Annotated in this window: 22 protein-coding genes, 1 tRNA gene and 1 other RNA gene; 5 read left to right on the forward strand and 19 right to left on the reverse strand. The window is 62.5% G+C overall.

Going from position 1 to position 24,716, the window contains the following annotated elements:
• The first annotated feature begins 158 nt into the window (after positions 1 to 158).
• The gene (locus tag ATN37_RS12170) at positions 159 to 1,598 is read left to right on the forward strand and encodes a DEAD/DEAH box helicase (protein ID WP_165638279.1); all 1,440 of its coding nucleotides are present in this window, start codon (positions 159 to 161) and stop codon (positions 1,596 to 1,598) included.
• Positions 1,599 to 1,638: 40 nt separating this feature from the next.
• Here the strand turns inward: ATN37_RS12170 and bluB are convergent, their stop codons facing one another.
• From bluB to ATN37_RS12185, 3 genes are all read right to left on the reverse strand, one after another.
• Positions 1,639 to 2,268 (reverse strand): 5,6-dimethylbenzimidazole synthase, encoded by a 630-nt coding sequence (gene bluB / locus ATN37_RS12175; RefSeq protein ID WP_007731309.1) that lies wholly within the window; start codon positions 2,266 to 2,268, stop codon positions 1,639 to 1,641.
• Positions 2,265 to 3,317, reverse strand: coding sequence for a GTP-binding protein (locus ATN37_RS12180; RefSeq protein WP_070162203.1), 1,053 nt, complete (start codon positions 3,315 to 3,317; stop codon positions 2,265 to 2,267). Before ATN37_RS12180 ends, bluB begins: the two co-directional genes overlap by 4 nt.
• A gap of 81 nt (positions 3,318 to 3,398) precedes the next feature.
• A complete protein-coding gene (locus ATN37_RS12185; RefSeq protein ID WP_064444372.1) occupies positions 3,399 to 4,001 on the reverse strand; it encodes a lipocalin family protein in 603 nt (200 codons plus the stop codon).
• Positions 4,002 to 4,179: 178 nt separating this feature from the next.
• Between ATN37_RS12185 and ATN37_RS12190 the strand changes: the two genes are divergently transcribed.
• Entirely contained in the window at positions 4,180 to 6,714 is a 2,535-nt protein-coding gene (locus ATN37_RS12190) for an alpha/beta fold hydrolase (protein ID WP_030534966.1), read from the forward strand.
• A 10-nt stretch (positions 6,715 to 6,724) separates the two neighbouring features.
• Here the strand turns inward: ATN37_RS12190 and ATN37_RS12195 are convergent, their stop codons facing one another.
• The 14 genes from ATN37_RS12195 to ATN37_RS12260 all read right to left on the reverse strand — a co-directional run bounded on the left by ATN37_RS12195 (position 6,725) and on the right by ATN37_RS12260 (position 19,228).
• Entirely contained in the window at positions 6,725 to 7,768 is a 1,044-nt protein-coding gene (locus tag ATN37_RS12195) for an FAD-dependent oxidoreductase (protein ID WP_308125206.1), read from the reverse strand.
• Positions 7,769 to 7,894: 126 nt separating this feature from the next.
• Positions 7,895 to 7,967: transfer RNA gene (locus ATN37_RS12200), tRNA-Ala, on the reverse strand.
• A gap of 145 nt (positions 7,968 to 8,112) precedes the next feature.
• The gene (locus ATN37_RS12205; RefSeq protein WP_218695179.1) at positions 8,113 to 8,856 is read right to left on the reverse strand and encodes a DsbA family protein; all 744 of its coding nucleotides are present in this window, start codon (positions 8,854 to 8,856) and stop codon (positions 8,113 to 8,115) included.
• 42 nt (positions 8,857 to 8,898) lie between these two features.
• Positions 8,899 to 9,387 carry a MauE/DoxX family redox-associated membrane protein gene (locus tag ATN37_RS12210; protein WP_003942318.1) on the reverse strand — a complete coding sequence of 163 codons (489 nt, stop codon included), beginning with the start codon at positions 9,385 to 9,387 and terminating at the stop codon, positions 8,899 to 8,901.
• A 25-nt stretch (positions 9,388 to 9,412) separates the two neighbouring features.
• Entirely contained in the window at positions 9,413 to 10,666 is a 1,254-nt protein-coding gene (locus ATN37_RS12215; protein WP_218695181.1) for an MFS transporter, read from the reverse strand.
• A gap of 42 nt (positions 10,667 to 10,708) precedes the next feature.
• A complete protein-coding gene (pgm, locus tag ATN37_RS12220) occupies positions 10,709 to 12,346 on the reverse strand; it encodes a phosphoglucomutase (alpha-D-glucose-1,6-bisphosphate-dependent) (protein ID WP_218695183.1) in 1,638 nt (545 codons plus the stop codon).
• A gap of 97 nt (positions 12,347 to 12,443) precedes the next feature.
• Positions 12,444 to 12,788 (reverse strand): fluoride efflux transporter CrcB, encoded by a 345-nt coding sequence (gene crcB / locus ATN37_RS12225; protein WP_218695184.1) that lies wholly within the window; start codon positions 12,786 to 12,788, stop codon positions 12,444 to 12,446.
• The gene (locus ATN37_RS12230) at positions 12,785 to 13,162 is read right to left on the reverse strand and encodes a CrcB family protein (RefSeq protein ID WP_007731302.1); all 378 of its coding nucleotides are present in this window, start codon (positions 13,160 to 13,162) and stop codon (positions 12,785 to 12,787) included. The genes crcB and ATN37_RS12230 overlap by 4 nt, the downstream gene beginning before the upstream one ends.
• A 23-nt stretch (positions 13,163 to 13,185) precedes the next feature.
• Positions 13,186 to 13,989: a DUF1295 domain-containing protein gene (locus ATN37_RS12235; RefSeq protein ID WP_037130102.1), complete on the reverse strand. Its 804-nt coding sequence runs from the start codon at positions 13,987 to 13,989 to the stop codon at positions 13,186 to 13,188.
• On the reverse strand, positions 13,986 to 15,302 hold the full coding sequence (locus ATN37_RS12240) for a class I SAM-dependent methyltransferase (RefSeq protein WP_218695186.1): 1,317 nt from the start codon (positions 15,300 to 15,302) through the stop codon (positions 13,986 to 13,988). The genes ATN37_RS12235 and ATN37_RS12240 overlap by 4 nt, the downstream gene beginning before the upstream one ends.
• Entirely contained in the window at positions 15,299 to 16,588 is a 1,290-nt protein-coding gene (locus ATN37_RS12245) for a cyclopropane-fatty-acyl-phospholipid synthase family protein (RefSeq protein ID WP_003942339.1), read from the reverse strand. Before ATN37_RS12245 ends, ATN37_RS12240 begins: the two co-directional genes overlap by 4 nt.
• The gene (locus ATN37_RS12250) at positions 16,585 to 17,328 is read right to left on the reverse strand and encodes a DUF1365 domain-containing protein (protein WP_218695188.1); all 744 of its coding nucleotides are present in this window, start codon (positions 17,326 to 17,328) and stop codon (positions 16,585 to 16,587) included. Before ATN37_RS12250 ends, ATN37_RS12245 begins: the two co-directional genes overlap by 4 nt.
• Positions 17,319 to 18,599 carry an NAD(P)/FAD-dependent oxidoreductase gene (locus tag ATN37_RS12255; protein ID WP_218695190.1) on the reverse strand — a complete coding sequence of 427 codons (1,281 nt, stop codon included), beginning with the start codon at positions 18,597 to 18,599 and terminating at the stop codon, positions 17,319 to 17,321. The genes ATN37_RS12250 and ATN37_RS12255 overlap by 10 nt, the downstream gene beginning before the upstream one ends.
• Complete coding sequence (locus ATN37_RS12260) at positions 18,596 to 19,228, reverse strand: dienelactone hydrolase family protein (protein WP_054187610.1); 633 nt, start codon at positions 19,226 to 19,228, stop codon at positions 18,596 to 18,598. Before ATN37_RS12260 ends, ATN37_RS12255 begins: the two co-directional genes overlap by 4 nt.
• Before the next feature lie 53 nt (positions 19,229 to 19,281).
• Between ATN37_RS12260 and ATN37_RS12265 the strand changes: the two genes are divergently transcribed.
• The 3 genes from ATN37_RS12265 (at position 19,282) to ATN37_RS12275 (ending at position 22,579) form a co-directional block, all read left to right on the forward strand.
• Positions 19,282 to 20,103: a GNAT family N-acetyltransferase gene (locus tag ATN37_RS12265; RefSeq protein ID WP_080961234.1), complete on the forward strand. Its 822-nt coding sequence runs from the start codon at positions 19,282 to 19,284 to the stop codon at positions 20,101 to 20,103.
• Between the two features lie 41 nt (positions 20,104 to 20,144).
• The gene (locus tag ATN37_RS12270) at positions 20,145 to 21,497 is read left to right on the forward strand and encodes a DUF222 domain-containing protein (protein WP_308125207.1); all 1,353 of its coding nucleotides are present in this window, start codon (positions 20,145 to 20,147) and stop codon (positions 21,495 to 21,497) included.
• Positions 21,498 to 21,598: 101 nt separating this feature from the next.
• Complete coding sequence (locus ATN37_RS12275) at positions 21,599 to 22,579, forward strand: alkaline phosphatase family protein (protein WP_218695193.1); 981 nt, start codon at positions 21,599 to 21,601, stop codon at positions 22,577 to 22,579.
• Between the two features lie 115 nt (positions 22,580 to 22,694).
• Here the strand turns inward: ATN37_RS12275 and ssrA are convergent.
• Positions 22,695 to 23,065, reverse strand: a transfer-messenger RNA (tmRNA) gene (ssrA, locus tag ATN37_RS12280).
• Positions 23,066 to 23,131: 66 nt separating this feature from the next.
• The gene (locus ATN37_RS12285; RefSeq protein ID WP_218695195.1) at positions 23,132 to 24,706 is read right to left on the reverse strand and encodes an SDR family oxidoreductase; all 1,575 of its coding nucleotides are present in this window, start codon (positions 24,704 to 24,706) and stop codon (positions 23,132 to 23,134) included.
• Between the last annotated feature and the right edge of the window lie 10 nt (positions 24,707 to 24,716).

A 24,716-nucleotide genomic window follows, 5' to 3' on the forward strand; every position in this document is an offset into this window, starting at 1 on the left:
GCAAATTTTCTTGCTGAGTGCTCAATGCACCCGCTCTTCTTACGGCGAAGAAGCCTGCCGACCGGCAGCGCCGCCACCACTGTGCTTGATTGTTCGACCGGTTAATTCCCGTGTCGGCGTCCGGGCACGAACACGTGCCCGAAAGGCTCTGAACACACTTGTCTGACATCTCTACGCCCGCTACCACCTTCGCAGCCCTCGGTGTGCGCGCACCGCTGGTGAAAGCTCTCGAAGACGGCGGAATCACTTCTCCGTTCCCGATCCAGATCGACACCCTCCCCGACACTCTCTCGGGGCGCGACGTACTGGGCCGCGGAAAGACCGGAAGCGGCAAGACCCTCGCGTTCTCCATCCCCATGGTCTCCCGCCTCGCCGGCGAACTGTCCGGAGGAAAGCGTCGTCCGGGTCGACCGCTCGGCCTGGTGCTCGCACCGACGCGTGAGCTCGCCACCCAGATCACCGCAACCCTCGAACCGTTGGCCGCCGCATACGACTTGCGCGTGACCACGATCTTCGGTGGTGTCTCGCAGCACCGCCAGGTTCAGGCTCTCAAGGCCGGAGTCGACATCGTCGTCGCCTGCCCCGGTCGCCTCGAAGACCTCATGAAGCAGAAGTTCGTCAGTCTCGACGCCGTCGAGATCACCGTGCTCGACGAGGCCGACCACATGGCCGACCTCGGCTTCCTGCCCGTCGTCACCCGCATCCTCTCGTCCACCCCGCAGGACGGGCAGCGTCTACTGTTCTCGGCAACGCTGGACAACGGCGTCGACAAGCTCGTCAAGCGTTTCCTCAAGAACGAGGTCATGCATTCGGTCGACGAGGCCAACTCCCCCGTCGCCGCAATGACGCACCACGTGTTCGACGTCGACGGCGTCGAAGCCAAGAAGGCTCTGGTCGAGAAGCTCGCTTCCGGTACCGGTCGTCGCATCCTGTTCATGCGCACCAAGCACCAGGCTCGCAAGTTGGCTCGCCAGCTCACCGAGTCGGGCATCCCGTCCGTTGACCTTCACGGCAACCTCTCGCAGGCTGCTCGCGACCGTAACCTGGCGGCATTCTCCGCCGGTGAAGCGCGCGTCCTCGTCGCCACCGACGTCGCAGCGCGTGGCGTCCACGTCGACGACGTCGAGTTGGTCGTCCACGTCGATCCGCCGGCCGAGCACAAGGCTTACCTGCACCGCAGTGGTCGCACCGCTCGCGCAGGCAGCGCCGGCGACGTGGTCACCGTGGTTCTGCCCGAGCAGCGTAAGGATCTTGCGATCCTCATGCGCAAGGCAGCCATCAAGGTGACCCCGGTCCGTTCGACTGCCAACTCCGAGCACGTCGTCAAGTTGGTCGGCGACATCGCACCGCACGTCACGCCGGCTCCGAAGGCTCCTGCCCAGCCCCACGGTGGACGCGGACAGCGTCCCGCCGGCCAGGGTGGACGCGGCGGCGCAGCACGTTCGGGTCAGGCTCGCTCCGGACAGGGCGGTCAGTCACGCGGTGCTCGCACCGGCGGAGCTGCCCGTCAGGAACATGCCGGTGGTGGCGCTCGCCGTCCCCGCACCGGCGGCGGCGCTCGCACCGCAGGCTCCACCGGTGGCCGTCCCGCACGCTAGGCCACACCGCCGCCCCGCGCGCAACACCGCCCGGTACAACTCAATAGGTTTCGTAATGGACAGCGTCGGCCAATGGCCGGCGCTGTCGCCATCCGAAGCGTTCGAGATCCGGAACCTGTTGAAACTCGGTCACCTTCCCGACGCACAGCCACGCAATGGGGCGAACGGGTGACGGAATGCCCATGAGTTCGGTGAGGTACTTCTCGTCGTAGAACGAAACCCAGCCGATGCCGATCTCCTCGGCTACCGCGGCGAGCCACAAATTCTGAATTGCCAGCACCGCCGAGAACAGCCCGGTGTCGTCGACGGTATGACGGCCGAGGATGTTCGGGCCACCGCGCGACGGGTCGTAAGTGACGACGATGCCGGTACCACTCTCGGCAATTCCCTCGATCTTGATGGGGTCGAACGTCGAGCGGCGATCCTCGGGCAAGGACTGCGCGAATTTCACCCGGGCATCGGCGACGTGTGCCGCGAAGGTGTCGAGCGTCTCCGGATTACGAACGACGACAAAATCCCACGGTTGCGTGTTTCCCACGCTCGGCGCGCGATGGGCGGCGTCGAGAATGCGCATCAGAGTTTCGTCGGGGACGATCTCTCCCGAGAACTCGGCGCGAACGTCTCGCCGTCGCCGAATCGCTTCGTACACGGATACAGCTGATTCACTCACGCCCCGACGGTATAGCGGTGCAATCCCAGCATGGCGTCGGGGTGCGGTTCGACCGTTTCTTCGCGCACGCAGGCGCGGAGCGCGCTGCCGACCGCCCCCGAATCCATCCCGGTACCGATCACGACCAGTTGCGTGGTTCGAGGTTCGCCCGACTTCCATCGCAGCGGCGTGATCCGGACATGATCACCCACCGATTGGATCTCGAATTTTCCTGTGTAGCCCGGAATCTCGAAGTTCACGAAGCCCTTGATGCGGTAAACACCCGACGGCTGATTCTCGAGAAAGTGCGTCAGAGCCCTGGCATCGAGAGGCGTCTCCGATGCGAAATCAACCGATTCGTAGCGGTGGTGCAGGTGATCGTGATGACACGAGCCGTCCTCGTGATCGTCGTCGTGCCCGTCGCGCAGGAGCTCGTCGAGGCTCAGTTGATCGCCCGGAGCCGGAGGGGTCACCTCGCCGGTATCGAACAACAGAGCGGGGTCTATCCGCGAGTGCGAGGTTTCCACCATCGGCGCTCGCGGATTCAACTTACGAATTTCGGCCGTGAATCGCTCGCGTTCGGCGACCGGAACGCTGTCGATCTTGTTGACTACCACCAGGTCTGCCAGGCGGACATGTTGATCGAGCTCGGGATGTTCGCGGCGAACGGTGGAGAAATTGGCTCCGTCGACCAGGACCACCAGGCCGCCGTAGACGACAGACGGGTTCTCACTTCCGAGGACGAGTCGAATCATGTTCCGCGGCTCGGCAAGCCCGCTGGCCTCGATGACGATCACGTCGATCCCGGACTGCCGGTGCGCCAACTTGTTCAGCATCTCGTCCATGTCCGAGACGTCGACAGCGCAGCACAAACAGCCGTTGCTGAGAGAGACCATCGAATCGACCTGACCGGCGACCATCATCGAGTCGATGTTGACGGATCCGAAGTCGTTGACGATCACGCCGATGCGTACACCGTCGTTGTTACGCAGAAGATGGTTGAGCAGCGTCGTCTTGCCCGAACCGAGAAAGCCTGCGACGACTATTACGGGAATCTGCTTCTTCGCCACCACACAACCTTCCGAAACCACACGTACCGATCAGTGATCGTAGTGGAGTGTGGCTCCGGAAGGTTCACGCTGACAGCAGACTCACACCGTGCAGAGCGGACGGATGTCCGACGTGCCCTCGGTGGTCGGTGACGTCAGGATCGTGCATGCGTTGTATCCACGGGATTCGGCGACCCGGCGGATCTCACTCCAGCCTGCCGCGTCGATGACCGCCGACCGTGAGAGCACGAACCCGGAAAGCCTGAGCGGATCGCCCACCAGTGCCCATGAATAGTCGTCGGCAATGTAGGTGACGATGTAGTTGGGTGGGCCGTCCAAGCTTTCCTGTGAGGGCACCCCGGGGAAGCTCACATGCAACTGGGCACCCGTTGCTGGATCGGTAACTCGGGCATTCCCGACGATCTCGTTGGCTTGACCGGTCCACGTCGTACACGTGTTCTTCACGCTCACGTTCGACGAATCGACGATCCCGTAACTCGCCCGGGTGTCCCTCGCGCACGCGAGGTTGAAGGGCTGAGGAATCGCCGCCACCTGGTTCCATTCCCCTACGTAGCGCGCGACGTCCAGGTTCGCCACCGGCTGCAAGGGTTCCCAGAGTGGGCTCGCCTGCGCGGTTCCCGAAAACATCGTCGCTGCGGCGCACACTCCCGCAATCGCAATCGCACTTCGCCCCGACCACTTCATGTCACTGCTCCTCGTCTGTACAACGCTCGATCGGCATTGGTTCCTCAAGACATTCGGAGCTGACGGACTGGAGGATGGGGCGGTATGTAAAACTACTTTTGGTTTGTTATGGACCTACTTCACAAACCTTATGTAGTCTTTGCTAAAAGATAGCTGAAAGTCGGACGGAGCTACTGTGATGAAGGTTGTCGACTTAGGTCTAGAACGCACTCGCTATGCAGTCATCGACGAGACGATCGAGTCGAGGTGGCGCCGAGTCACCTCTATGCAGCACGACGCCGTTGCCGTCGTGACTCCGCGCGACCGGATCACTTTCGCCGAACTCGAACTCCGGACCGACGCATTGGTCCGCGAACTTCGCCTACGTGGGTCACACGGGGCACGCCCGGTTGCGGTCGATCTCGAACCAACGGCCGAGTCGGTGCCCGCCATCCTCGCCACTCTGATTTCCGGTCGGCCCTTGGTCATGATCGACCCACAACTCCCCGAGGCCCGCCGAGCGCACATCATGAGCACCTCGGGTGCAGTCCCGCTGCAGTCGATACTCGACGAGTCTGCTGCGACGGGCTTCAGATTCGACAGCGCGTTGGAACCATCGAGTTCCGACCCTGCAATGATCGCGTTCACGTCAGGCACCAGCGGGGCACCCAAGGGAGTCGTGTTGAGCCACTCCATGTGCCTGAACAAGGCCGACGAACTCGCCGCAGCAATCGACCTGCGACCCGACGATCACATCGGGAACCTGTTGCCCGTCAGTTTCGGAGCCGGAATCACGGCCCTGATCATGGGGCTTATGAACGGCGTCACGGTCTACTGCTGGGATCCACGTATCGACGGCGTCTCGGGAATCGACGACTGGCTGATCGAGAATTCGATCACGACCACGCACTGTGCGCCGTCTTTTCTGCGGGCGTGGTCAGATCTCGATTGCGGTGCAGCAAATGATGATTCGATCGGTTCCCTACGCGTCGTCGTAACGTACGGGGAAGCAGTTCACGGCGAGGACTACGCGCGCCATCGCAGTCACGGCTTCGCTCGCGTCACGTACGTCAACTGGCTGGCCACCACCGAGACCGGTGTCGTCGCGTACAACGTGTTCCCACCACATTCCGAACTACCCGTCGGAGTGGTACCGGCCGGACGTGCTCGCGACGGCAAGGACGTACAGATCGTCGATGTGAACGGCGTGCCTCTCCCCGACGGAGAGATCGGAGAGATTCAGGTTGTCTCCAGTGATCTTGCCGACGGATACCACGGCGACCCGGATCGAACTGCAACACGATTCACGCGCCTGGGCGACGGAGTGAGCATCTACCGGACCGGTGACCGGGGCCGCATCGACGAACGCGGAGAACTGCAACTGCGGGGACGCGTCGACGACGCCGTCAAGATTCGGGGCTACCTGGTGGAGCCGATGGAAGTCGAGGCGCATATTCGTCGAATTCCAGGCGTCGCCGATGTTTTCGTGGCCGTCGTCCTCGAGAACGATCGACCGGAGATCGTCGCCTACGTGGTCCTGACCAAAGCCGTGATGGCACGGTCGGGCGCCGAGATGCGGCGCGAATTGGCGACATATCTGCCGGCCTGGATGCTCCCCCGACATTTTGTTCTGATGCCGGCGTTGCCCCGCAACGAAAGAGGAAAGGTCGATCGAACAGCGCTGCCCTCCGTCGAGGTGCGGTCCACTCCACCGACTCTCGCCGGGCCCGCCGAATTGTGGTTGTCCTCGATCTGGGAGTCGATTCTCGGTATCGACTCCATCGACCGTGAGGACGACTTCTTCGAACTCGGCGGCGATTCGCTTGCTTCAACCGAAGTGGTGGCAAAGATTCACGACATGTTCCGGATCCGGATCACGGCGGCGGAGTTCGCGGCCGCCAGTACCGTCAAAGACCTTGCAGCGCTGGTGGATCGGCGCAGAATCGATCCCGATGATCGCGTCTGTCACAACACGATGGTGCCACTGAAGCTCGAAGGCTCCGGGCGACCGCTGTTCATCATGAACGGAGCGGGGTGCCCATCGACGACGCTGTCCACCTTGTCGAAAGCGCTTCACACCGATCGGCCGGTTTACGCACTTCAGCCACACGGCTTCGAATCTCGCGGACTACCCGACCGGTCGGTGAAAGCAAGCGCCCGCCGTTTCATTTTCGAAATCAAGAAGATTCAGCCCACCGGGCCATACCTCCTCGCCGGATACTCGTACGGCGGCTACGTGGCGCTGGAAATGGCGACACAGCTGTCCGAGTCAGGTGACACTGTCGAACACGTCACCGTTCTCGACACCAGAATCTCCACCGAAGCTGCCGCACGACTGGCTGGTCGAGCGGGCATCACTTTGGATCCGTCGATCGTCGACCTTGCACCACAACCATCCACCAATGCCCGCTGGAAGCCGACCAGACGCACCGTCGCGGCCATGTGGATCCGCACGCTGTTCGCCGGCATTCTGCAGTACCCGCCGGCCACCCAGTGGACCGTGTTCCTCTACATCGGAGGCCAGGCGCTCCGGAAGCATCGGATACGAGCATGCGCCGCGCCCGTCACCGTCATCCGTGGAGCCACCAACAACCGTGGACGCGAGATCTGGTCACTCATTGCCACAGGCTCACTGGATTTCGACGACGTCGACGCGTGCCACGAAGACGTCGTCCGCCAACCGTACGTCCGCAAGACTGCGGCGATCATCGATCGAGTCTGTGATCGAGCGTGACCAGCGCTGCTCATGTCCAGTTGTAGAAGAAAGAGCGGCGGGGAGTGAGTGCCCACTCGGTCGTCGACGAGCACACTCGTTCCTTGACGAACGCACCCGCCCTGCCTGCGATGAACATGCCCGCTGCGTCGTCGACACGAGTGGTCCGCTGGAACACACCTCGCCGCCTCCCGAGACTGATGCACCGGCCTGCGAACTTCGGAGCCACCGGGCGCGGCGCGGAACCTTCGAGTCGATGCAGGATCGTCTCGGCCGCATGGACTCCCAAGGGAATCGCGGCCTGACAACTCATCCTCAGTGAAAGATCACCGACTGCGACCGCATCACCCGCACCGACGATGTTGGGGTGGGACGAGCATTCGAGTCGGTCGTCGACCTTCAGACGACCGAGACCGTCGACGGGAAGGCCACTTCGGCGCGCCAGCTCGGGGACCCCGAATTCTGTCGCGAGAATCGTGCAATCTGCCTCCACCCGTGCGCCTCCCGCAAGCTCGCAGGACGAACCGTCAATGCGTGTAACCCGGGATTCGGTGACGATGTCGACCCCAAGATCGGTCAATGTTCTGAGAATTGCAGATCGCGCACGCTCTGACAGATCCGGGGCCACGATTCCTCCGGTCACCAAAGTGATTCGGCTGCTTCGCTGCTCAGCCAATTCTGCGGCAGTCTCGATGCCGGTGAGACCGCCGCCGACAACGCAGACCGTAGCCTTCCCGTCGAGTGTCGCCAGTCTGGATTCGAGGCGAACCGCGTCCTCGAATTCGGAGACGCTGAACCCGTGCTCCGCCGCCCCGCCGATAGTGCTGGGTAACTGCCTACTTCCGACTGCGTAGACCAAGTAGTCGTAGTCGAGCACGCTGCCGTCGTCGAGGGTGAGCCTGCCGAGCGCCGCCTCGATCGTCGTCACCTCTCCGAAGACTCGGTGTGCCGCACGCGGTAGCGCCCTGTCGAACGAGACCGTCGCGTCGTAGCCAGCCGCGATCATCTGATGGAGCCGCTTCGCTGCCATGGCGCCCGCATATCCTGCACCGATCACCACCACGTGTGCGCGCACGATTTCCCATTCCGCCGCTGGTCTCCGTACCGAGATGCACGGGCCGATCAGGCCTCACAGCGGACAGTATTGCGCACGAAAACAACAAATGCTCTGCACCGATTGGTGCAGAGCATTTGTATTGGGTGGAGCTAAGGGGACTCGAACCCCTGACCCCCACACTGCCAGTGTGGTGCGCTACCAGCTGCGCCATAGCCCCGTATTCAGTTCACTCTAACAGTCGAACTTGCAGCGGCTGTTCTGCTTTCCGCTTGCTGGAAGAAAGTTACACCACTTGACTCGTGGGCAACAAATCGCCTGGTCAGAGCGAAGCGGCCGCTCCTTGTCGAAGCGGCCGCTCCAGCTCAAGAGGAGAACTTGGAAACCCAGTCGCTGCTGCCTGTGTCAACGATCTTGCCGTTCGCCACAACCGTGGGCGTCCCGTTCGACCCGACATCCTTGAGCGCCTGGCTGGCGGCTGCGGCATTGGCCGCGGCGGCTTCGACGTTGGTACCGGAAGAGATGCAGGTTGCCACGTCCTCGGATGCGCCCGCATCACGAGCGATCTGGGCGAGGTCGTCGTTGGTGTGGTCGCTGCTGCCGCCCTCGGCCGGCTGCGTGTCGGTCGCGAAAAGCTTGTTGTGGAATGCGGAGTACGCGATCGCGTCGCCGCCCTGAGCAACGCACAGGAGCGCAGCGCCGGCCCGTGTGGAGTAGTCACCGCTGCCCGACGCCCGGTTGAGGAAGTTCAGCATGTGGTATCGCACGGCGACGTCACCGTTGTCGACAGCGGCCGCGAGAGCCTGGCCACTGAGGTGTTCGAGAGCGGCACAGGCGGGGCACAGCGGATCCTCGAAGAGATCAATGGTTGTCGCGGCGGAGGGCTTGCCGAGCAGCACCACTCCGTTGTCCTGCACCGTGACGGCAACTTCGGAACTCTGCACGGAGCCGTAGCCGTCGTTCTGGGGCTTGTTCTTGCTGTTCGTCCACAAGACACCGCCGATGACGAGGGCCGCGATCACGAGCACCGCGAGGCCACCGATGATGTAGGTGGAGCGGCTCGAGACCGGTTCCGGCGAGTATTTGTTCTTGCTGCTCTTGGTGCTCACGCTGATGCAGTCCTTCGTGCGTCGAAACGATTTACCGATTGCTTACCTTGCCACTGAAGACTGAGTATCCACTGAGAACGCCGCGCGTGATCCGGGCCCCAATGCGAGTGGCGAACGCGGGAACACGAGCAGCCAGACGGCAAGTGCCAAGAAGCCCAGGTCGCGGAGAATCTCCTTCGAATAGTCCCAAGCGCCGACGTCGGCTGCACCTCCGCCGCCGAAACATCCGCAGTCGATGGACAATCCCCTGGCCCACACCGAAATGATCACCGCAATGAGAACCGTGAGGATGACCACCGAGACTGCAGCGGATGCTCGCACCGCCAACCCGACGAGGATCAGCAGGCCCAGGACTATTTCGACCAGGGGAAGAGCCGTCGCCACCGGACCCACCAGTGACTCGGGCAATAGTTGATAGGCGCGCACCGCGATCTTCGTCTGAACGGGATCAAAGAACTTGAGTCCCCCGGAAATCAGCCAGACGGCCGCCAAACCCAATCGGGCCACAAGACTCACGATGCGAATTGCCACCCGATCGAGAGTACAGAATGCCCGGTCAGTCCAGGTTTATCCGCGCAGGAGTATCCGTTAGCACCGTCACATCAGTCAGATCTTCTACAACGGATTCGACAGGCTTCGTTCGCGACGGGACGAACAGCCACCCCGTCGCCGACACGACAACGACGGCTCCCATCACTGCGAAGGCCGCCGAGTACGAAACATGTTGGGCGATCAGCCCGGCACAAATCGGCGCCACTACCCCACCGATGTCGGACATCATCTGGAATACCGCCAGAACGGGTCCGCCTCGGGCCGTCGATCCGACAACATCGGCAACCGCGGCCTGCTGGGCCGGACTCATGAGCCCGGAGCCGACACCAGTCACTGCGGCGATGGCGAAGAACACCACGAGGTTGTCGGTGAATCCCATTGCGATGGTTCCCAGACCACAGATGAGCAGACCGCTCACGACAAAGGGCTTGCGTCCGAAGCGGTCGGAGAGTCGTCCGGACACGATCAACACCAGCGCATTGCCGACGGCGAAGATCGTCAGGGCGTAGGCCGCAATCGAGGGGTCTCGGCCGAGGAACTCGACGACGAACAGGGGAACCATGGCAACGCGAACTCCGAAGATCACGCCGCCGAAGGCGAGATTCGATCCGAGCGCTGCCCGGTACACCGGAGACTGGAGGCCTTCTGTGAGAGTCATCGACTTCACATCGACAGCCTTGTCCGGTGACGCCAAATGAGATCCACGCAGGCTCACGAAGACAACGAGCGCGGCGATCACCAACGCAATTGCGTAGATGATGAACGGCATCCGCAGACCGAACTGCAACAGCGCACCGCCGACCAGCGGGCCGCCGATCGATCCCATGAGAAAGCTCGTCGCGTACAGACCCGACACGCGGCCGCGACTGTCCGGCGGTGACATGCGAATGATCAGCCCGAGGGCCGACACCGTGAACATGGTCGACCCGATGCCGCCCAACGACCGGAACAGCAGAAGTTGCCAGTACTCCCCCGCGAAAGCGCACGCACCGGTCGAGACCGCGACGATCAAAAGGCCGACGATGTAGACCGGACGCTCACCGAGTTTCTGTACCAAAGTGCCGCTCATCGGCGCGAACACCAACCGCATGAAAGCGAAAGACGAGATCACGATCGTGGCGGCGGTGACCGATACATCGAAGCTGCGTGCGAACTGAGGTAGTGCCGGGGCGACCAACCCGAATCCGAGGGCGATGACGAAGCTGGCGGCGACCAGTACCCAAATTTCCTGTGGCAGCTTGGCTGCACGAGTTTTCATGTCGCCCGGAATTCTAGCCGGGCGACATGAGCGGTCCGCGGGCTAGTTCGCCTTCAAGACGCTGGACACCAAGTCCTTGGCCGCTGCCTGAACCTGAGCCAGATGATCGGCGCCCTTCATCGACTCGGCATAGATCTTGTACACGTCCTCCGTGCCGGACGGCCTCGCTGCAAACCATGCGTTCTCCGTCGTCACCTTGAGACCACCGATCGCCGCGCCGTTTCCGGGCGCGGCAGTCAGTGTCGCGGTGATCGGTTCACCCGCCAGCTCGGTTGCACTCACCTGGTCGGGAGACAGTTTTGCCAAGACTGCCTTCTGTGCGCGTGTCGCGGGCGCATCGATCCGTGCGTACGCCGGGCTCCCGAACTTCTCGGCCAACGCGGCGTAGTGCGCTGACGGAGACTTTCCCGTCACCGCGGTGATTTCCGACGCGAGCAACGCAAGGATGATGCCGTCCTTGTCCGTCGTCCAGACGGAACCGTCGTGTCGGAGGAAGGACGCGCCGGCGCTTTCCTCGCCGCCGAATCCCACAGACCCGTCGAGCAATCCGGGAACGAACCACTTGAAACCGACCGGAACCTCGAGCAATTCGCGGCCCAGGCTGCTCACGACACGGTCGATCATCGAGGAACTCACGAGGGTCTTGCCGACCTTGGTATCTGCGCCCCAACCTGGCCGGTTCGCGAACAGGTACTCGATGGCAATGGCCAGATAGTGATTCGGGTTCATCAAACCGCCGTCGGGAGTGACGATGCCGTGGCGGTCGGAGTCCGCATCGTTTCCGGTCGCGATGTCGTAGCGATCCCGAATCCCGATCAGCGACGCCATCGCGTCGGGCGACGAGCAGTCCATGCGGATCTTGCCGTCCGTATCGAGCGTCATGAACCGCCAGGTCGGATCGACGAGAGGATTCACCACTTCGAGGTCGAGTCGGTGAGTTTCGGCAATCGCGCCCCAGTAGTCGACGCTTGCCCCGCCGAGGGGGTCTGCACCGATCGTGATTCCGGCATCGCGGATCGCGTCGAGGTCGAGGACACTGGGGAGGTCTTCGACGTAGTAGCGGAGGAAGTCGTAGCGTTCGACGCGGTCCAGCGCTTGTGCCGCCGTCACACGCCGTACCCCGGAAAGCCCCTTGCGCAGTAGCTCGTTCGCTCGATCGGCGATAACCGACGTCGCATCCGTGTCCGCGGGCCCGCCGTGCGGCGGGTTGTATTTGAAGCCACCGTCACGAGGCGGATTGTGTGACGGTGTCACGACGATGCCGTCGGCTTTGGCCTCCGGACCCGTCGAGTTGTATCGCAAGATCGCGTGACTGACAGCCGGGGTGGGAGTGTAGGCGTCGCGTGAATCGACGAGGACGACGACGTCGTTGGCGACCAGGACCTCCAAGGCCGACAGCCAGGCAGGCTCCGAGAGCGCATGTGTGTCCCGGCCGATGAACAGCGGGCCGTCGATTCCCTGCGAAGCGCGGTACTCGACGATCGCCTGGGTTGTCGCCAGGATATGAGCTTCGTTGAACGCCGAGTCGAGACTGGAACCGCGATGTCCTGAAGTGCCGAAAAGTACCTGCTGCATCGGGTTCTCGGGATCCGGAGTGCGCGTGTAATACGCGGTGACCAGATGAGGAACATTGATCAGATCCTCTGGCAGAGCCACTTGTCCTGCTCGTTCGTGCGCCACGAATCCCCCTCGGCCCGGTGGTCGACCACTGTGTCGACGCGACTGTGGACAATTGTCTACCCTGGCCGCGTGGCGTGCACGCTCGGCGCCGGATCCGTCAATCCGTGATCTGGATTCCCAACCACGCAGCGGACAGTCCCACGATCAGACTGAGGATGATGTAGATCAGAGAAAGCGCCGTCTGGCGCCTCTCGATCATCCCGACGTTCTCGGTCGCGAAGGTCGAATAGGTGGACAAGCCGCCGCAGAAGCCGGTCGCCAGAAGTGCGGCCATCTCGGTGGAAAGAGCTGCCCCGGTGAACAATCCAAGGAGGAAGCAGCCGATCACGTTCGCGGCGAACGTCGCAGCCGGAAATCCCTTGTACGCGGGCACATACCGCGCCAACAGGTACCGGCCACTCGCACCAGCGCCGCCGCCGAGCGCCACCAGGAGAACTGTCATGCCGACGCTCCGTCCCGCGCGCGGATCCAGCGTTCACCGAGCCCTTTGCCCAGTGCTGCAGCGAGGATCGCGGGAATCAACGTCCCGAGAACATAGAGAATCGATCGCCACGGACTCTCCGTCACGGCGTGAACCGCGAAGGACGAGAAGGTGGTGAAGCCGCCGCAGAAGCCCGTGCCGAGAAAGAGGTACCCAACCTTGTTGTGCACGAGCAGGGCCGCGAGAACACCGAGAACGAACGAGCCAACGACGTTGATGACCAGAGTCGTCCAGATGTGGGGAAAGAGCTCCCCCAGACCGTAGCGGCTGAGCGCGCCCAACCCTCCGCCGACCGCAACCGCGCATACCGCAGCCGGCAGTTTCAGATCACCCATGCTCTGGCCTCACCCGAAAGAGCCTACGTCCCGGAGCGGGCTTTCGGCGGGCGAGGAATGAAGTAACTTGTCCGCTGCTGATACTCGCGATAGCCCGGACGCTGTTCCATGTGTCGCTCGAGCAACCGCGCTCCGGTGGCGAAGACCAGGAAGTACGTCATGGCGATCGGTGAGAGGACGGTCAACACCCCCGGCCACACGGACGCCGAGACGAGGAAGATCCCCCACCAGACACACGCGTCGCCGAAATAGTTGGGATGCCGCGTCCATGCCCACAAACCTTGATCCATGATGTGGCCACGGCTGCCCGGATCGGATTTGAACTCCTCCATCTGTCGGTCGCCGACCGTCTCGAACGTGACGCCGACAATCCACAGCGCGATTCCGAGTACGACAAGAAGTCCGAAGCTGCCGTTCGACACTGCTGCGACCTGGATCGGCAGGGAGACGAACCACAACGAAATCCCCTGCGTGAGATAGATCTTGCGGATCGCATACAGCGTTCGATTACCCGTCGCTCGTCCGAGCATTTCTTCGTACCGCGGGTCTTCACCTTTGCCACGCGATCGAATCGCCATGTGCGTCGCCAACCGCAGACCCCAGATCGCCACGAGCGCAAGCATCAGCAACCGGCGCCAGAGGTCGCCGGTTCCCACTATCGCGGACACGAGCGCGATCAGAACGAAGCCGGCGCCCCACGACACGTCGACAACGTTGTGGCGCCCGATCCGTACACCGATCGTGGCTGTCACCGCCATTCCGACGGCGATCGCCAGCAGACTCGTGAGTGTGACCACTCCGAACGCGCCCCAGTCGAATCCGTTCATCGCCGCGACACCCACTGCGGCCGTACCGGTTCCATACCCGATCGACCATCACCGTGCGGCCGGACCGACAGAATCTGATCGACGCCCATCCTGCCGTCCCGAAATGCCATTCCTCCGCCGACGAGGTAGAGACGCCACACCCGAGCGACTTCGACACCTACGAGTTCCACGACGCGATCCCAGTTCGATTCGAAGGTCTCGATCCACGCGTCGACGGTCCGCACGTAGTGCTCACGCAGGGCGTGGACGTCCCGCACTTCGAGTCCACCTTCCTCGATCATCGCAACAGTGCGACCGACGGGCCGCATGTACATGTCCGGCGCGATGAACGACTCGATGAACGGACCTCCCCCGGGGTGCGGGCCAGTGCGGGACATCTGCTGAATCAGCACACGGCCACCGGCAATAACATTGTCGTGGAGCGCTTTCACGTAGGTCGGATAGTTGTCCTCACCGACATGCTCACCCATCTCGATGGAAGCGACCGCATCGAAGGGACCGTCTGGAATCTCTCGATAATCTTGGAGGCGAATCTCGACCCAGTCTTCCAAACCGAGCGCGCGGACCTTCGCGTCGACAAAAGCCTTCTGCTCCGCCGAGATCGTGATTCCGACAACCCTGGCGCCGTACTCCCGCGCTGCATGCAGGCTGAGCGAGCCCCAACCACAGCCGACATCGAGAAACCGCAAGCCTCGTGCTCGATCGAGACCGACCTTGCGGCACACCAGGTCCAGCTTGTCTGTCTGTGAGTCTTCGAGCGTGTAGTCCGGTGCATCGGAAGTCCAATAGCCCGAGGAGTACGCCATGTTCTCATCGAGGAGCAGTTGGTAGAAATCGTTCGACAAATCGTAGTGGTGCCCGATCGCCTCGCGGTCGCGGGCGAGGCTGTGCAGGCGCCCCTTCACCTGAGCCTGCGACGCCGGCGGAGCCAAAGGTCTCCCGAAAGCACCGAAGGATCGCGCAGCCTTGACCGCGGCCAAGACGAGCGACGGTGTCGGGGTAATCGACCCGAGCCCCCGCTCGGCAGACACCTTCCACACGTGTGTGAGTGCATCGCCTAGATCGCCCTCAACGTCGAGTTCACCGAGAACATACGCCTGCGCAGCCCCCAACTCGCCGGGATTCCAGAGCAAGCGTCGCAAAACGTTCGGGCTGTAGAGCGTCACTTTCGGAGCATCTTCCGGACCTGCTGTGCTGCCGTCCCATGCAGTCAACCGCACCGGAAGTTCGCCGCCGACAAGTGGACTGAGGATGTCCGAGAGACGACCCGCAACGCCGGTACCTTGTGTCGTTCGATCCATTGTGGCAGTCATCGCTGGTTCCTCCGATCGAGAACAATTTGCTGGACGTCGAGATACCCCGACCGAAACCCCGCCTCGGAGTAGCAGAGGTAGAAATGCCACATGCGCGCGAACACTGCGTCGAACCCGAGCGCGGACGCCTCGTCGGTGCGAGCGCTGAATCGCTCGTCCCACAGTCGCAACGTCTGCGCGTAGTGATCGCCCATCGACATCCGCTCACGCACCCGCAGGGTTGTCATGCGCTCGGTGACGTCCTCGATCGCCCGCACCGACGGGAGAAATCCGCCGGGGAAGATGTACTTGTGCACCCAGGTGTAGGTGTTGCGGGTCGCGAGCATTCGATCGTGCGGCATCGTGATGGCTTGGATCGCCGCGCGCCCACCCGGCGCCAGCAGGGCGTCGATCGTCTGGAAGTAGCTTCCCCAGTACTGGTGGCCGACGGCCTCGATCATCTCGACCGACACAACGGCGTCGTACTCCCCCTGTACCTGCCGATAGTCGAGAAGGTCGACCTGAACGCGATCTGCCAATCCCGCAGCGCTTATCCGCTTCGCTGCCAATTCCTGCTGTTCGACCGAAAGTGTCACCGAGCGCACCGTCGCTCCCCGTTGGGCAGCTCGGATCGCCAATTCTCCCCAGCCTGTGCCGATTTCGAGCACTCGCGAACCGGGTCCGACACCTGCGCCATCCAGCAGTCGATCGATCTTCCGATGCTGCGCCGCTGCGAGCACGTCCCACGACGGGGTCGCCCCTACCGACAGATCCTCGAAGAGTGCACTGGAATACGTCATGGTGTCGTCGAGGAACAGTTCGAACATCTCGTTCGAGAGGTCGTAGTGCCGGGAGATGTTCGAGCGCGTGTTCTGCGTCGAATTCCGTTCACTGCGAGGCTGCTTCGGAATGTAGAGGCCTCGTAGCCGCTGCAGGAAGTCGGGAATGAGCGTCGCCACGCGGGAGGCGAAGACTTCCAGGACCGCAGTGAGGTCGGATGCTTCCCAATCGCCCGCCATGTAAGACTCGCCGAATCCGATCAAACCACTGTCCCCCACACGAGCAGCGAAGTCGTCTGGGCGGTGAATGACCATCAACGGCGAATCGGGGCTACCGCCACCGGAGAACTCACCGTTGGGCATCTGGACACGCAGCGGCAAACGTGCGACCGCCTTGTGGAACAGGGCGCGGGCAACCGGTGATGCAACCCGCACTTTGAGCCCGCTCGGCACGGTGGCGACGCCCGGCCACCGCTCGGTTTCGATCGTGTGAGCGGAAGGTTCGGTGCCGAGAGTGGTTGTGGTCATTGCACTGCCTCCTGCGGGTGATGTTGCGGTCGGGGAACGATGGGTAAGCGCCTGGCCCACAGCCGGATTCCTTGAAATCTGATCTGCGCGGCGACTCGGAGCGGAGCCAGCGGGATGGCGAGCGCACTGCGCACGATCTCGCGCGTCGTCGCCGGCACACAACGACCGGACACCGTGGCCACGAAGGGCGCCTTGCCGTCACGGGCCAGAACTATCGAGAGCGCGAGCGCGGTGTCGGGTAGCGGAAGTCGCATCCGGTACTCGCCGTCCAGATCGTTGAATGGAGACACGTAGAACTCTTTGGACGTGCGAACCGCGCCACGTTCGTCGGTTTCGAGCAGGTAGCAGTGCCGCTCGCCGTAGGTGTTGTGAACCTCGGCAACGACGCACCGCTGACTGCCGTCGTCGTTCAGGCACCAGAACACACTCAGCGGGTTGAACACATGGCCGAACACACGCGCGTTCGTAAGCATGAGGATGCGACCGCCGGCGAACTCCAATCCGTTGGTTGCCAGAAAAGTCTCGACGTTGGCACGAATCGATCGAGTGGGGTCGCCGAGGTGATCCCCGGCGTCGAACTTCGCCAAGGGCCGCAAAGCCTTCGGGAGCTCGGGCAAATCGTCGACGTCGACGAGCCAACTGTAGCTTCGGTACTCGAACTCGTTGTGCAACGGCTCCGTTCGTACGTGCCGAATGCTCGTATGAACGATGGACGGCGTGATGGGAGTAGTCACGGCCACAGACCTCCGACGCGTTCGGCGGCACGCAGGCCAGAGAGTGCACCGTCCTCGTGGAAGCCCCATCCGTGGTACGCACCGGCAAACGCGAGCACGTCCGAGTCCAACTCGGGAAGCCGCGCTTGAGCGGCGACGGAGGTGGGTGTGTACTGCGGATGCTCGTAGGTCATCTGATCGATCACCGAGTCCGGGGCCACCATTTCGTCTCCCCCCAACGTCACCAGGTAGCGCCGGCCGGTCTCCGGGAGCCGCTGCAACCTCGTCATGTCGTAGCTGACCAGAACGTGATCCGGCTTCGCGTTGCATTCAGGGATGTAGTAGTTCCACGACGCGCGCGCATTGGTGTTGCCGGGCAGCACATTCTCGTCGGTGTGAAGCTGGGTGTGGTTGACGGAGTACGGCATTGCGGCGAGGACCTGGGATTCGACAGGCGTCGGATCCGCCAAAATCTTCAGCGCTTGCTGCGGATGCGTTGCGACCACGGCTGCGTCGAAGGTCTGGATCTGGTCGTCGCCGTCACGAATGTCGACGCGATCATCGAACCGGTGGATTGCGCGCACCGGCGTGTTGAGGCGGATATCCCCGATACTTTTGGCGACGAGACGAACGTATTCGCCCGATCCACCGGTGACTGTTCGCCAGGTCGGCGATCCAGTGACGCTCAGCATTCCGTGGTGATCGAGGAACGAGAACAGGTACCGCGCGGGATATTTCAGCGCCGAGCCGGGATCACACGACCAGACTGCCGACACGAGCGGAGTCATGAAGTGAGCGGTGAAGTAGTCGGAGAACCGGCCGCTGCGCAGAAACACCCCCAGTGTCTGGTCGGGTGCCGACGGATCCGTGTTGTCGAGCAGGGCTCGGGCACGGCGATGGAAGCGCTTGACCTCCATCAACATCGACAGAAAGCTGCCGTTGACAAGGAGCCCCGGCGTCGGGAGAACGCCGCGCAACCCTTGGCCTCCCGAGTACTCGAGTCCGCAACCCCCACACCTGACCGACATGCTCATATCGGATTCCTGCGTAGGCACATCGAGTTCTGCGAACAATCGCAACAATGTCGGATAGGTGCGATCGTTGTGGACGATGAACCCCGTGTCGATGGCGAGGCTTCGCCCTTCCGGGTCGGTGACCGAATGGGTGTCCGCGTGCCCGCCGAGCCGTGAATCCGCTTCGTAGACGGTGACGTCACTGTCCTTACTGAGCACCCACGCCGCTGTCAGACCTGCGACACCACTACCGACGACGGCCACCTTGCGCTTGTCGGAACTCATCGTCGTTCTCCCATCTTTGTTGCGGCTACCCCGCGACTCATTCCTGCGATTGCATCCGCGACGAGGCGATGCCAAGTCGCCGCCCGACGGAGCATGAAGTGGCCTGCGCCGTCGATGCCGATCCATTCAGCGCTCTTACCCGACGCCTGCAGTTCGTCGACCTTTCGCCGCGACACCTCCGGATCGGTCCAGGAGTCAGCCGTGCCGTGAAGGACTGACAGTGGTGTGTCCGAACGCAGATTCACCGACGTTCCATCGGGCCACCACGGCGCCAGCGCGACCACACCGACCACCGCCGGATCGCCACATAGTTCGGCGGCGACCCGTCCGCCCATCGAGTGCCCCAGCAGGATCACCTGAGCTTGTGAATTACGTTTCGTTATCGCGTCGAGTGCGGCGCGGGCGTCCACGACCGGACTGCGCTCGGCACCGTTCCAACCTCGAACTCGATAGCGAGCCTGCACCGCTTTGACACCGGAGAGGCGAAGCTGAGCGGTGAACGGGCACATCCGAAGGTTGGACAGATGCCAGGCGCGAGCCGGGCGATGGCTCGATACCTTTCCTCCAGGCAGCACTAGCACCACCAGGTGCTGGTCACCGTCCTGCTGTTGCCGTCGGTTGGGCGTCATACACGGCATTCGGAGCCGAAAACCATTTGGATGGGGTTCGTAGAATTTCTTTTGTGAATCGTGAAGCACTCGTCGGCGATGTCCTCGACGCCATGGACGCCAACTTGGTATCCCATGCCTGCCACCTGCATGAACACTTGCCGACGGGATCGGTCACGGTCTCTGCAGATGTTGTCGTCGCAGACAGCGGCCTCACCGACGACACTTTCAACATCATCGCTGGTGCACGCTTCGCTGTACCTGCTGCTGAAGGCCCGGAAGAAGACCGACGACTACTCGACGTACTCGCGTGGCTTCGAGCAACCGGTCGTCCGTTCTCCTGGTGGACAGGTCCGCGCGACAAGCCCTCTGACCTCGGCGCTCGCTTGTCAGCCCTCGGCTGCGTGCGCTCCGAGGAAGAAAGAGCGATGACGGCAGACTTGGACGTCGTCCCACGCCCAACGCCTGTTTCAGAACTGTGCGTTCAGCGAGTGACGACTCGTTCGCAGCTCGCCGACTACGCCGCCGTGATGGCCGCCAATTGGTCGCCGCCCTCAACCGCAGTAATACGTTTCTTCGAAGACACCGCCGATGACATCCTCGATGAGCGCTCGCGGAGTTCGTTTGTCGTGGGATACGCGAACTCCCAGCCTGTCGCCGGAGCCGAGGTCCATTTTGCCGCCGACGTCGCCGGACTGTACGGGGTCGTCACACTCGAAACGGCGCGCCGACGCGGATTCGGCTCGGCGGTCACCCTTGCCGCACTCGACATCGCCCGCGAGCGAGGTGCCCGAACCGCTGTACTTCAGGCGTCCAGCGACGGCGCACAGCTCTATCGAAACGTCGGCTTCGAGGATGTCGGTACCTACGCCGAGTACTCGATCGGCAGCGGTTAGACGTCCCCGCGGGGACGCTTTCCGTCCTCATCCACGGATGTGTGTCGGTACTGGCATCTATTATCGAACGTACATTCGAAACATTGTCGGACACGCGCCGGGGGGCAACGATGAACGCAGCACTGACCGATACCGCAGCACTGATCAATGAAGAAACGCAGGGTTCCACCCGAAGCGACGTAGAGCAACTCGGCTCCGAAATCTGCGCTCTCGCCGGCCAGATCGCCGCGGCCACGGCTCGATTCCTTACCCTCCTGTCAAAATTCGACGAAGACCGCGGCTGGTCCGGCCCTGGACTGCATTCATGCGCCCACTGGCTGTCGTGGAAATGTGGAATGAGCCTGCACACCGGCAGGGAATATGTTCGCGTCGCCAAAGCGCTCCGACCTTTGCCCGAGATGCGGAAGGCCTTCGAGCAAGGCCGGCTGTCCTACTCGAAGGTTCGCGCACTCACCCGGGTCACCACGCCGTCAAACGAACAGCAGATGGTTCGGTTCGGATGCGAGGCGCCCGCAGCCCAGATCGATCGTCTCGCCGCAGGTCTGCGTAATGCAACCGACAATGAATCCGGCAAAAGCAAAGCGCCCGAACATCTTCAGGTCCGCTGGCATTGGGACTCGGATACGGGCGAGTTTGTCATCAAAGGACGCCTGCCCGCGCAGGACGGCGCCCGAATCCTCGCAGCATTGGCGGCGGCGGAACGTGAACGCACCCGAACCGCTGCCATCCGCCCTGTCGACGAGAAGGCTACAAAGAACCCGGCCGGAAATATCGGACCAGGACTCGTCGCGATGGCCGAGCTCGCCACCGCCGCAGTCACAGACCGCCCGTCCAAGGCCGCCGCGAACGAAGTTGTGTTCTTCCACGAAGCGAACACCGTCCGTGTACCGAGTGGACCCGCGCTCCCCCAAAGTGCCGCCGAGGAAGTGCTCTGCAACGCGAAACTTCGCCTGGGAACGACAAAGGAGGGATGCGTTTTGAATCTGGGCCGAAGGACCCGCGTCGTCAGCGCCAAACAAATGCTGGCATTGAATTACCGCGACGGATGTTGCCGCACACCGGGTTGCGGGCGGACTCGCTTCTTACACGCACATCACGTGAAATTCTGGGGACGCGGCGGAAATACGGACTTGGACAATCTGATCATGCTGTGCGGCACCTGCCACCGCGCGCTGCATGACGGCCAGTTCACGATCACTGCTCTCGGCGAGCAGAAGTTCGAGTTCCTTTACGCCAATGGTGACGTCATCGACCCAGCACCACCGACCGAGGGATTCGCTGATGGCCTACTGCGCGGAGACATACCCGACGACGCGATCATCCCAAGATGGGACGGCGAGCCCCTTCACCTCGATCACGCGGTCAGCGTCATCCTCGACGGTTGGGCCGCCTGAGGAAACATTGGTCTAGTCCAATCTGAATCTGCCGTGAACAACAGGACAACCCTCACATCCAGGTAGTGCAATTGGTCTAGTCCTATCGCAAGATGCTTAGCGTGACCAAGAAAATCGCACGCACCTCAGCCGCTATCACACTCCTCCTCGCCGGCGCTGTTGCTGCCGGAACTGCAACTGCTGCAGCAATTCCCGGATCGTCCGACCTCAATCCGTCGGCCGCCGAGAAGACAGTTGTCATCGGCCTCGACGGCACTATGCTCAGCCACATCAAGACCGCCGACGCTCCCCGTCTCCAGAAGCTGATCGCCGAAGGAACCAGCGGAGAATCTTCCATCCTCGGCCACATCACCATCTCCGGACCGTCGTGGTCGACCATCCTGACCGGAGTCTGGGATACCAAGCACGGAGTCAAGGACAACACGTACGCGGGCGCCCGCTTCGACCTCTACCCGAGCGTCTTCACCCGACTGGAAACAGCAAAGCCCTCCCTCCTCACCGAATCGATCTCCACCTGGGGCGGCATCGACAACATCGCCTCCAGTGGGACACCGAAAGCCGACGTTGTCGTCACCACGGCCGATGCAGGTTCCGGAGCGGCCACCGACGCTGCGACGGCAGACGCCGTCGCCCGCGACATCACAGACAAGGGACCTGACCTGATCTTCACCCAACTCGATCAGGTGGACGGCGCGGGACATAGCGGCGGCACCAACGGCGCTGCGTACGAAGAGTCGATCGCCTCGGTCGATGCTCAGGTGGGCAAGATTGTCGATGCCGTCGATCAGCGCGCAGCAAAGACCGGCGAGAAGTGGACTGTACTGGTCACTGCGGATCACGGGCACAAGCCCGCCGGTGGGCACGGCGGTCAGACACCCGCGGAAGCAACGACATTCGTCATAGCACGCGGCGCGGGATACGCGGCCGGTAAGAACACAGACTCGTACACGATCGCCGACATCACCCCGACAATCCTCCAGAGCCTGGGCGTTGCATTGCCTGCCGATCTGGACGGCAAGCCGCTGGCCAAGGAAGCTCCCGGCTTCGTCGGCTCGGTCGACCTGGGATTCTTCGGCTCCTGATCGCAAGAAGGCCCGGGCCACACAGCAGAGTGCCGCAGCAAGACAGCAGCAAAAAGGCAGCAAAAAGGCAGCAAAAAGGTCGGGCCGGAGAGCGTGTGCTCTCCGGCCCGACCTGTTGTGGAGCTGCCGGGAATTGAACCCGGGTCCTACGTTGAATCGCTAGGGCTTCTCCGTGTGCAGTTCGCTAAGTCTCTACTTGGATCTCCCAGTCTCGCGAACAAGCCAGGATGACGATCCCAGTCACTGTTTGATGTCCCATTCGACTCCGTGACCGAGCCGAACAGTAAAGCCCTCTAGCTGATGCCAGGAACCGGGTCGAGGGCAACCCCGGGCTGACAGACACGCTTCGCTACTTAGGCAGCGAGAGCGTAGTCGCGCTGATTGGAATCGGCGCTTATAGGTTTGCAGCGACGCTTACGGTGGTCTCTTGCCTGCACCGACACGCTTCCCCTAACTCAACACACGCAGTCGAAACCGTTCAGCCCCGTGTGTGCCCCGCGTCTTTCGTGGGGCTATTCACTATAACGCGCCGAAGTTCGGAAGTCATACCAATTAATCGGCGGCACTTTCCGTGTCCTTCGGCCCAGCCGTTTCCTGCACTGCACCCGCTTCCTGCACTGCACCCGTTTCCTGCACCGCAGCCATCTCACGCTCGGCGGCACCGGTGATGTTGGTGATCATCCCCTGGAAGACGACTCCGTGGAAAGGCAGGATCGAATACCAGTACGCCCGACCCGCGAGCCCGCGAGGGAAGAAGACCGCGCGTTGATCGAGGTGGGAACCCACCGGCCGTCCGTCGGCACCGGCTGGGCCTTCTGATACTCGCAACTCCAACCATGCTCCGCCCGGGACCTTCATCTCGGCGCGCAATCGGAGCAACTTGCCTCGATCGATTTCTTCGACCCTCCAAAAGTCCAGGGCTTCGCCCGTGTTGAGCCGGCGTGGATCCCGCCTGCCCCGGCGCAGTCCGACACCACCGACCGCGCGGTCCATCCACCCCCGAATGGCCCACGCCAAAGGGAATGAATACCAACCGTTCTCGCCGCCGATCGACTCGACCACCGACCAGAGGGTTTTCGGATCCGCCGCGCAGTCACGTTCGCGATGATCGACGTAGACCGCTTCGCCGGCCCAATCCGGGTCGGATGGAAGAGGATCGGATGGAGCGCCCGCGATCGTTGCACCGGACCACGCCGTCTCCACCTCACCGGTGTCGATCTTTCGAAGTGCCAGTCGCACCGCTTCTCGATACGGCGTGAGGCCCTCGGCGGGAGGCGGGATGAAGCCGTCGATGTCGTGATTGTGCATCACCGCGTCGTTCTGCAGGGATTCGATCAGGGGCATCGCCAAACCTCGTGGGATCGGCGTGACCAATCCCACCCAGTGACCTGCCAGACGCGGGGTGAGGACGGGCAGGACGAGGATGCGTCGGCGTACCAATCCAGCGACGTCGGCGTAGGTGTTCATCATTTCGCCGTACTGCATGACATCCGGCCCACCGATGTCGAAGGCGCGGTTGACCTCCGGCGTCGTCGCCGCGGCTGCAATCAAATAGTGGAGTACGTCACGCACCGCGATCGGCTGAATGTTGTTGTGCACCCACTTGGGTGTGGTCATCACCGGAAGCCGATTGGTCAAGTGGCGCACCATTTCGAAGGACGCCGAACCCGATCCGATCACCACTCCAGCTTGGAACACAACCGTCGGAACCTCGGAGTCGAGCAGGATCCGACCGACTTCGAGCCGGGACTGCAAGTGAGTCGACAACTCTCGGTCGGACGGATGAAGCCCGCCCAGGTAGACGATCCGTCGCACCCCCGCATCGTGGGCAGCGGCGGCGACGTTCTCCGCGCTTCGCTTGTCGATATCCGAGAACGACCCTCCCCCACCCATGGCGTGAACGAGGTAGTAGACCACGTCGATATCGTCGAAAACACCTGAGAGGGTGCCACTGTCGGTCAGATCCCCGCGCTTGATCTCCACGGAATCGTGCCAGGGAACATCGCGTAGTTTCTCCGGGCTGCGCACCACCACTCGAACTCGATGACCCTCTTCGACCAGGCGAGGGGCAAGACGTCCGCCGATGTATCCGGTCGCACCCGTGATCAACACTCTCACTGCGTCCATCACCCCACGC

The sequence above is a fragment of the Rhodococcus sp. MH15 genome (genome assembly GCF_019266045.1).
Taxonomy (GTDB): Bacteria; Actinomycetota; Actinomycetes; order Mycobacteriales; family Mycobacteriaceae; genus Rhodococcus_F; species Rhodococcus_F qingshengii.

Coding starts and splice junctions, on each gene's coding strand:
- ATN37_RS12185 (WP_064444372.1), bottom strand. CDS start 4,001: ATGAAGTGGTCGGGGCGAAGTGCGATTGCGATTGCGGGAGTGTGCGCC.
- ATN37_RS12190 (WP_030534966.1), top strand. CDS start 4,180: ATGAAGGTTGTCGACTTAGGTCTAGAACGCACTCGCTATGCAGTCATC.
- ATN37_RS12215 (WP_218695181.1), bottom strand. CDS start 10,666: ATGAAAACTCGTGCAGCCAAGCTGCCACAGGAAATTTGGGTACTGGTC.
- crcB (WP_218695184.1), bottom strand. CDS start 12,788: ATGACAGTTCTCCTGGTGGCGCTCGGCGGCGGCGCTGGTGCGAGTGGC.
- ATN37_RS12230 (WP_007731302.1), bottom strand. CDS start 13,162: ATGGGTGATCTGAAACTGCCGGCTGCGGTATGCGCGGTTGCGGTCGGC.
- ATN37_RS12235 (WP_037130102.1), bottom strand. CDS start 13,989: ATGAACGGATTCGACTGGGGCGCGTTCGGAGTGGTCACACTCACGAGT.
- ATN37_RS12240 (WP_218695186.1), bottom strand. CDS start 15,302: ATGACTGCCACAATGGATCGAACGACACAAGGTACCGGCGTTGCGGGT.
- ATN37_RS12245 (WP_003942339.1), bottom strand. CDS start 16,588: ATGACCACAACCACTCTCGGCACCGAACCTTCCGCTCACACGATCGAA.
- ATN37_RS12255 (WP_218695190.1), bottom strand. CDS start 18,599: ATGAGTTCCGACAAGCGCAAGGTGGCCGTCGTCGGTAGTGGTGTCGCA.
- ATN37_RS12260 (WP_054187610.1), bottom strand. CDS start 19,228: ATGACGCCCAACCGACGGCAACAGCAGGACGGTGACCAGCACCTGGTG.
- ATN37_RS12285 (WP_218695195.1), bottom strand. CDS start 24,706: ATGGACGCAGTGAGAGTGTTGATCACGGGTGCGACCGGATACATCGGC.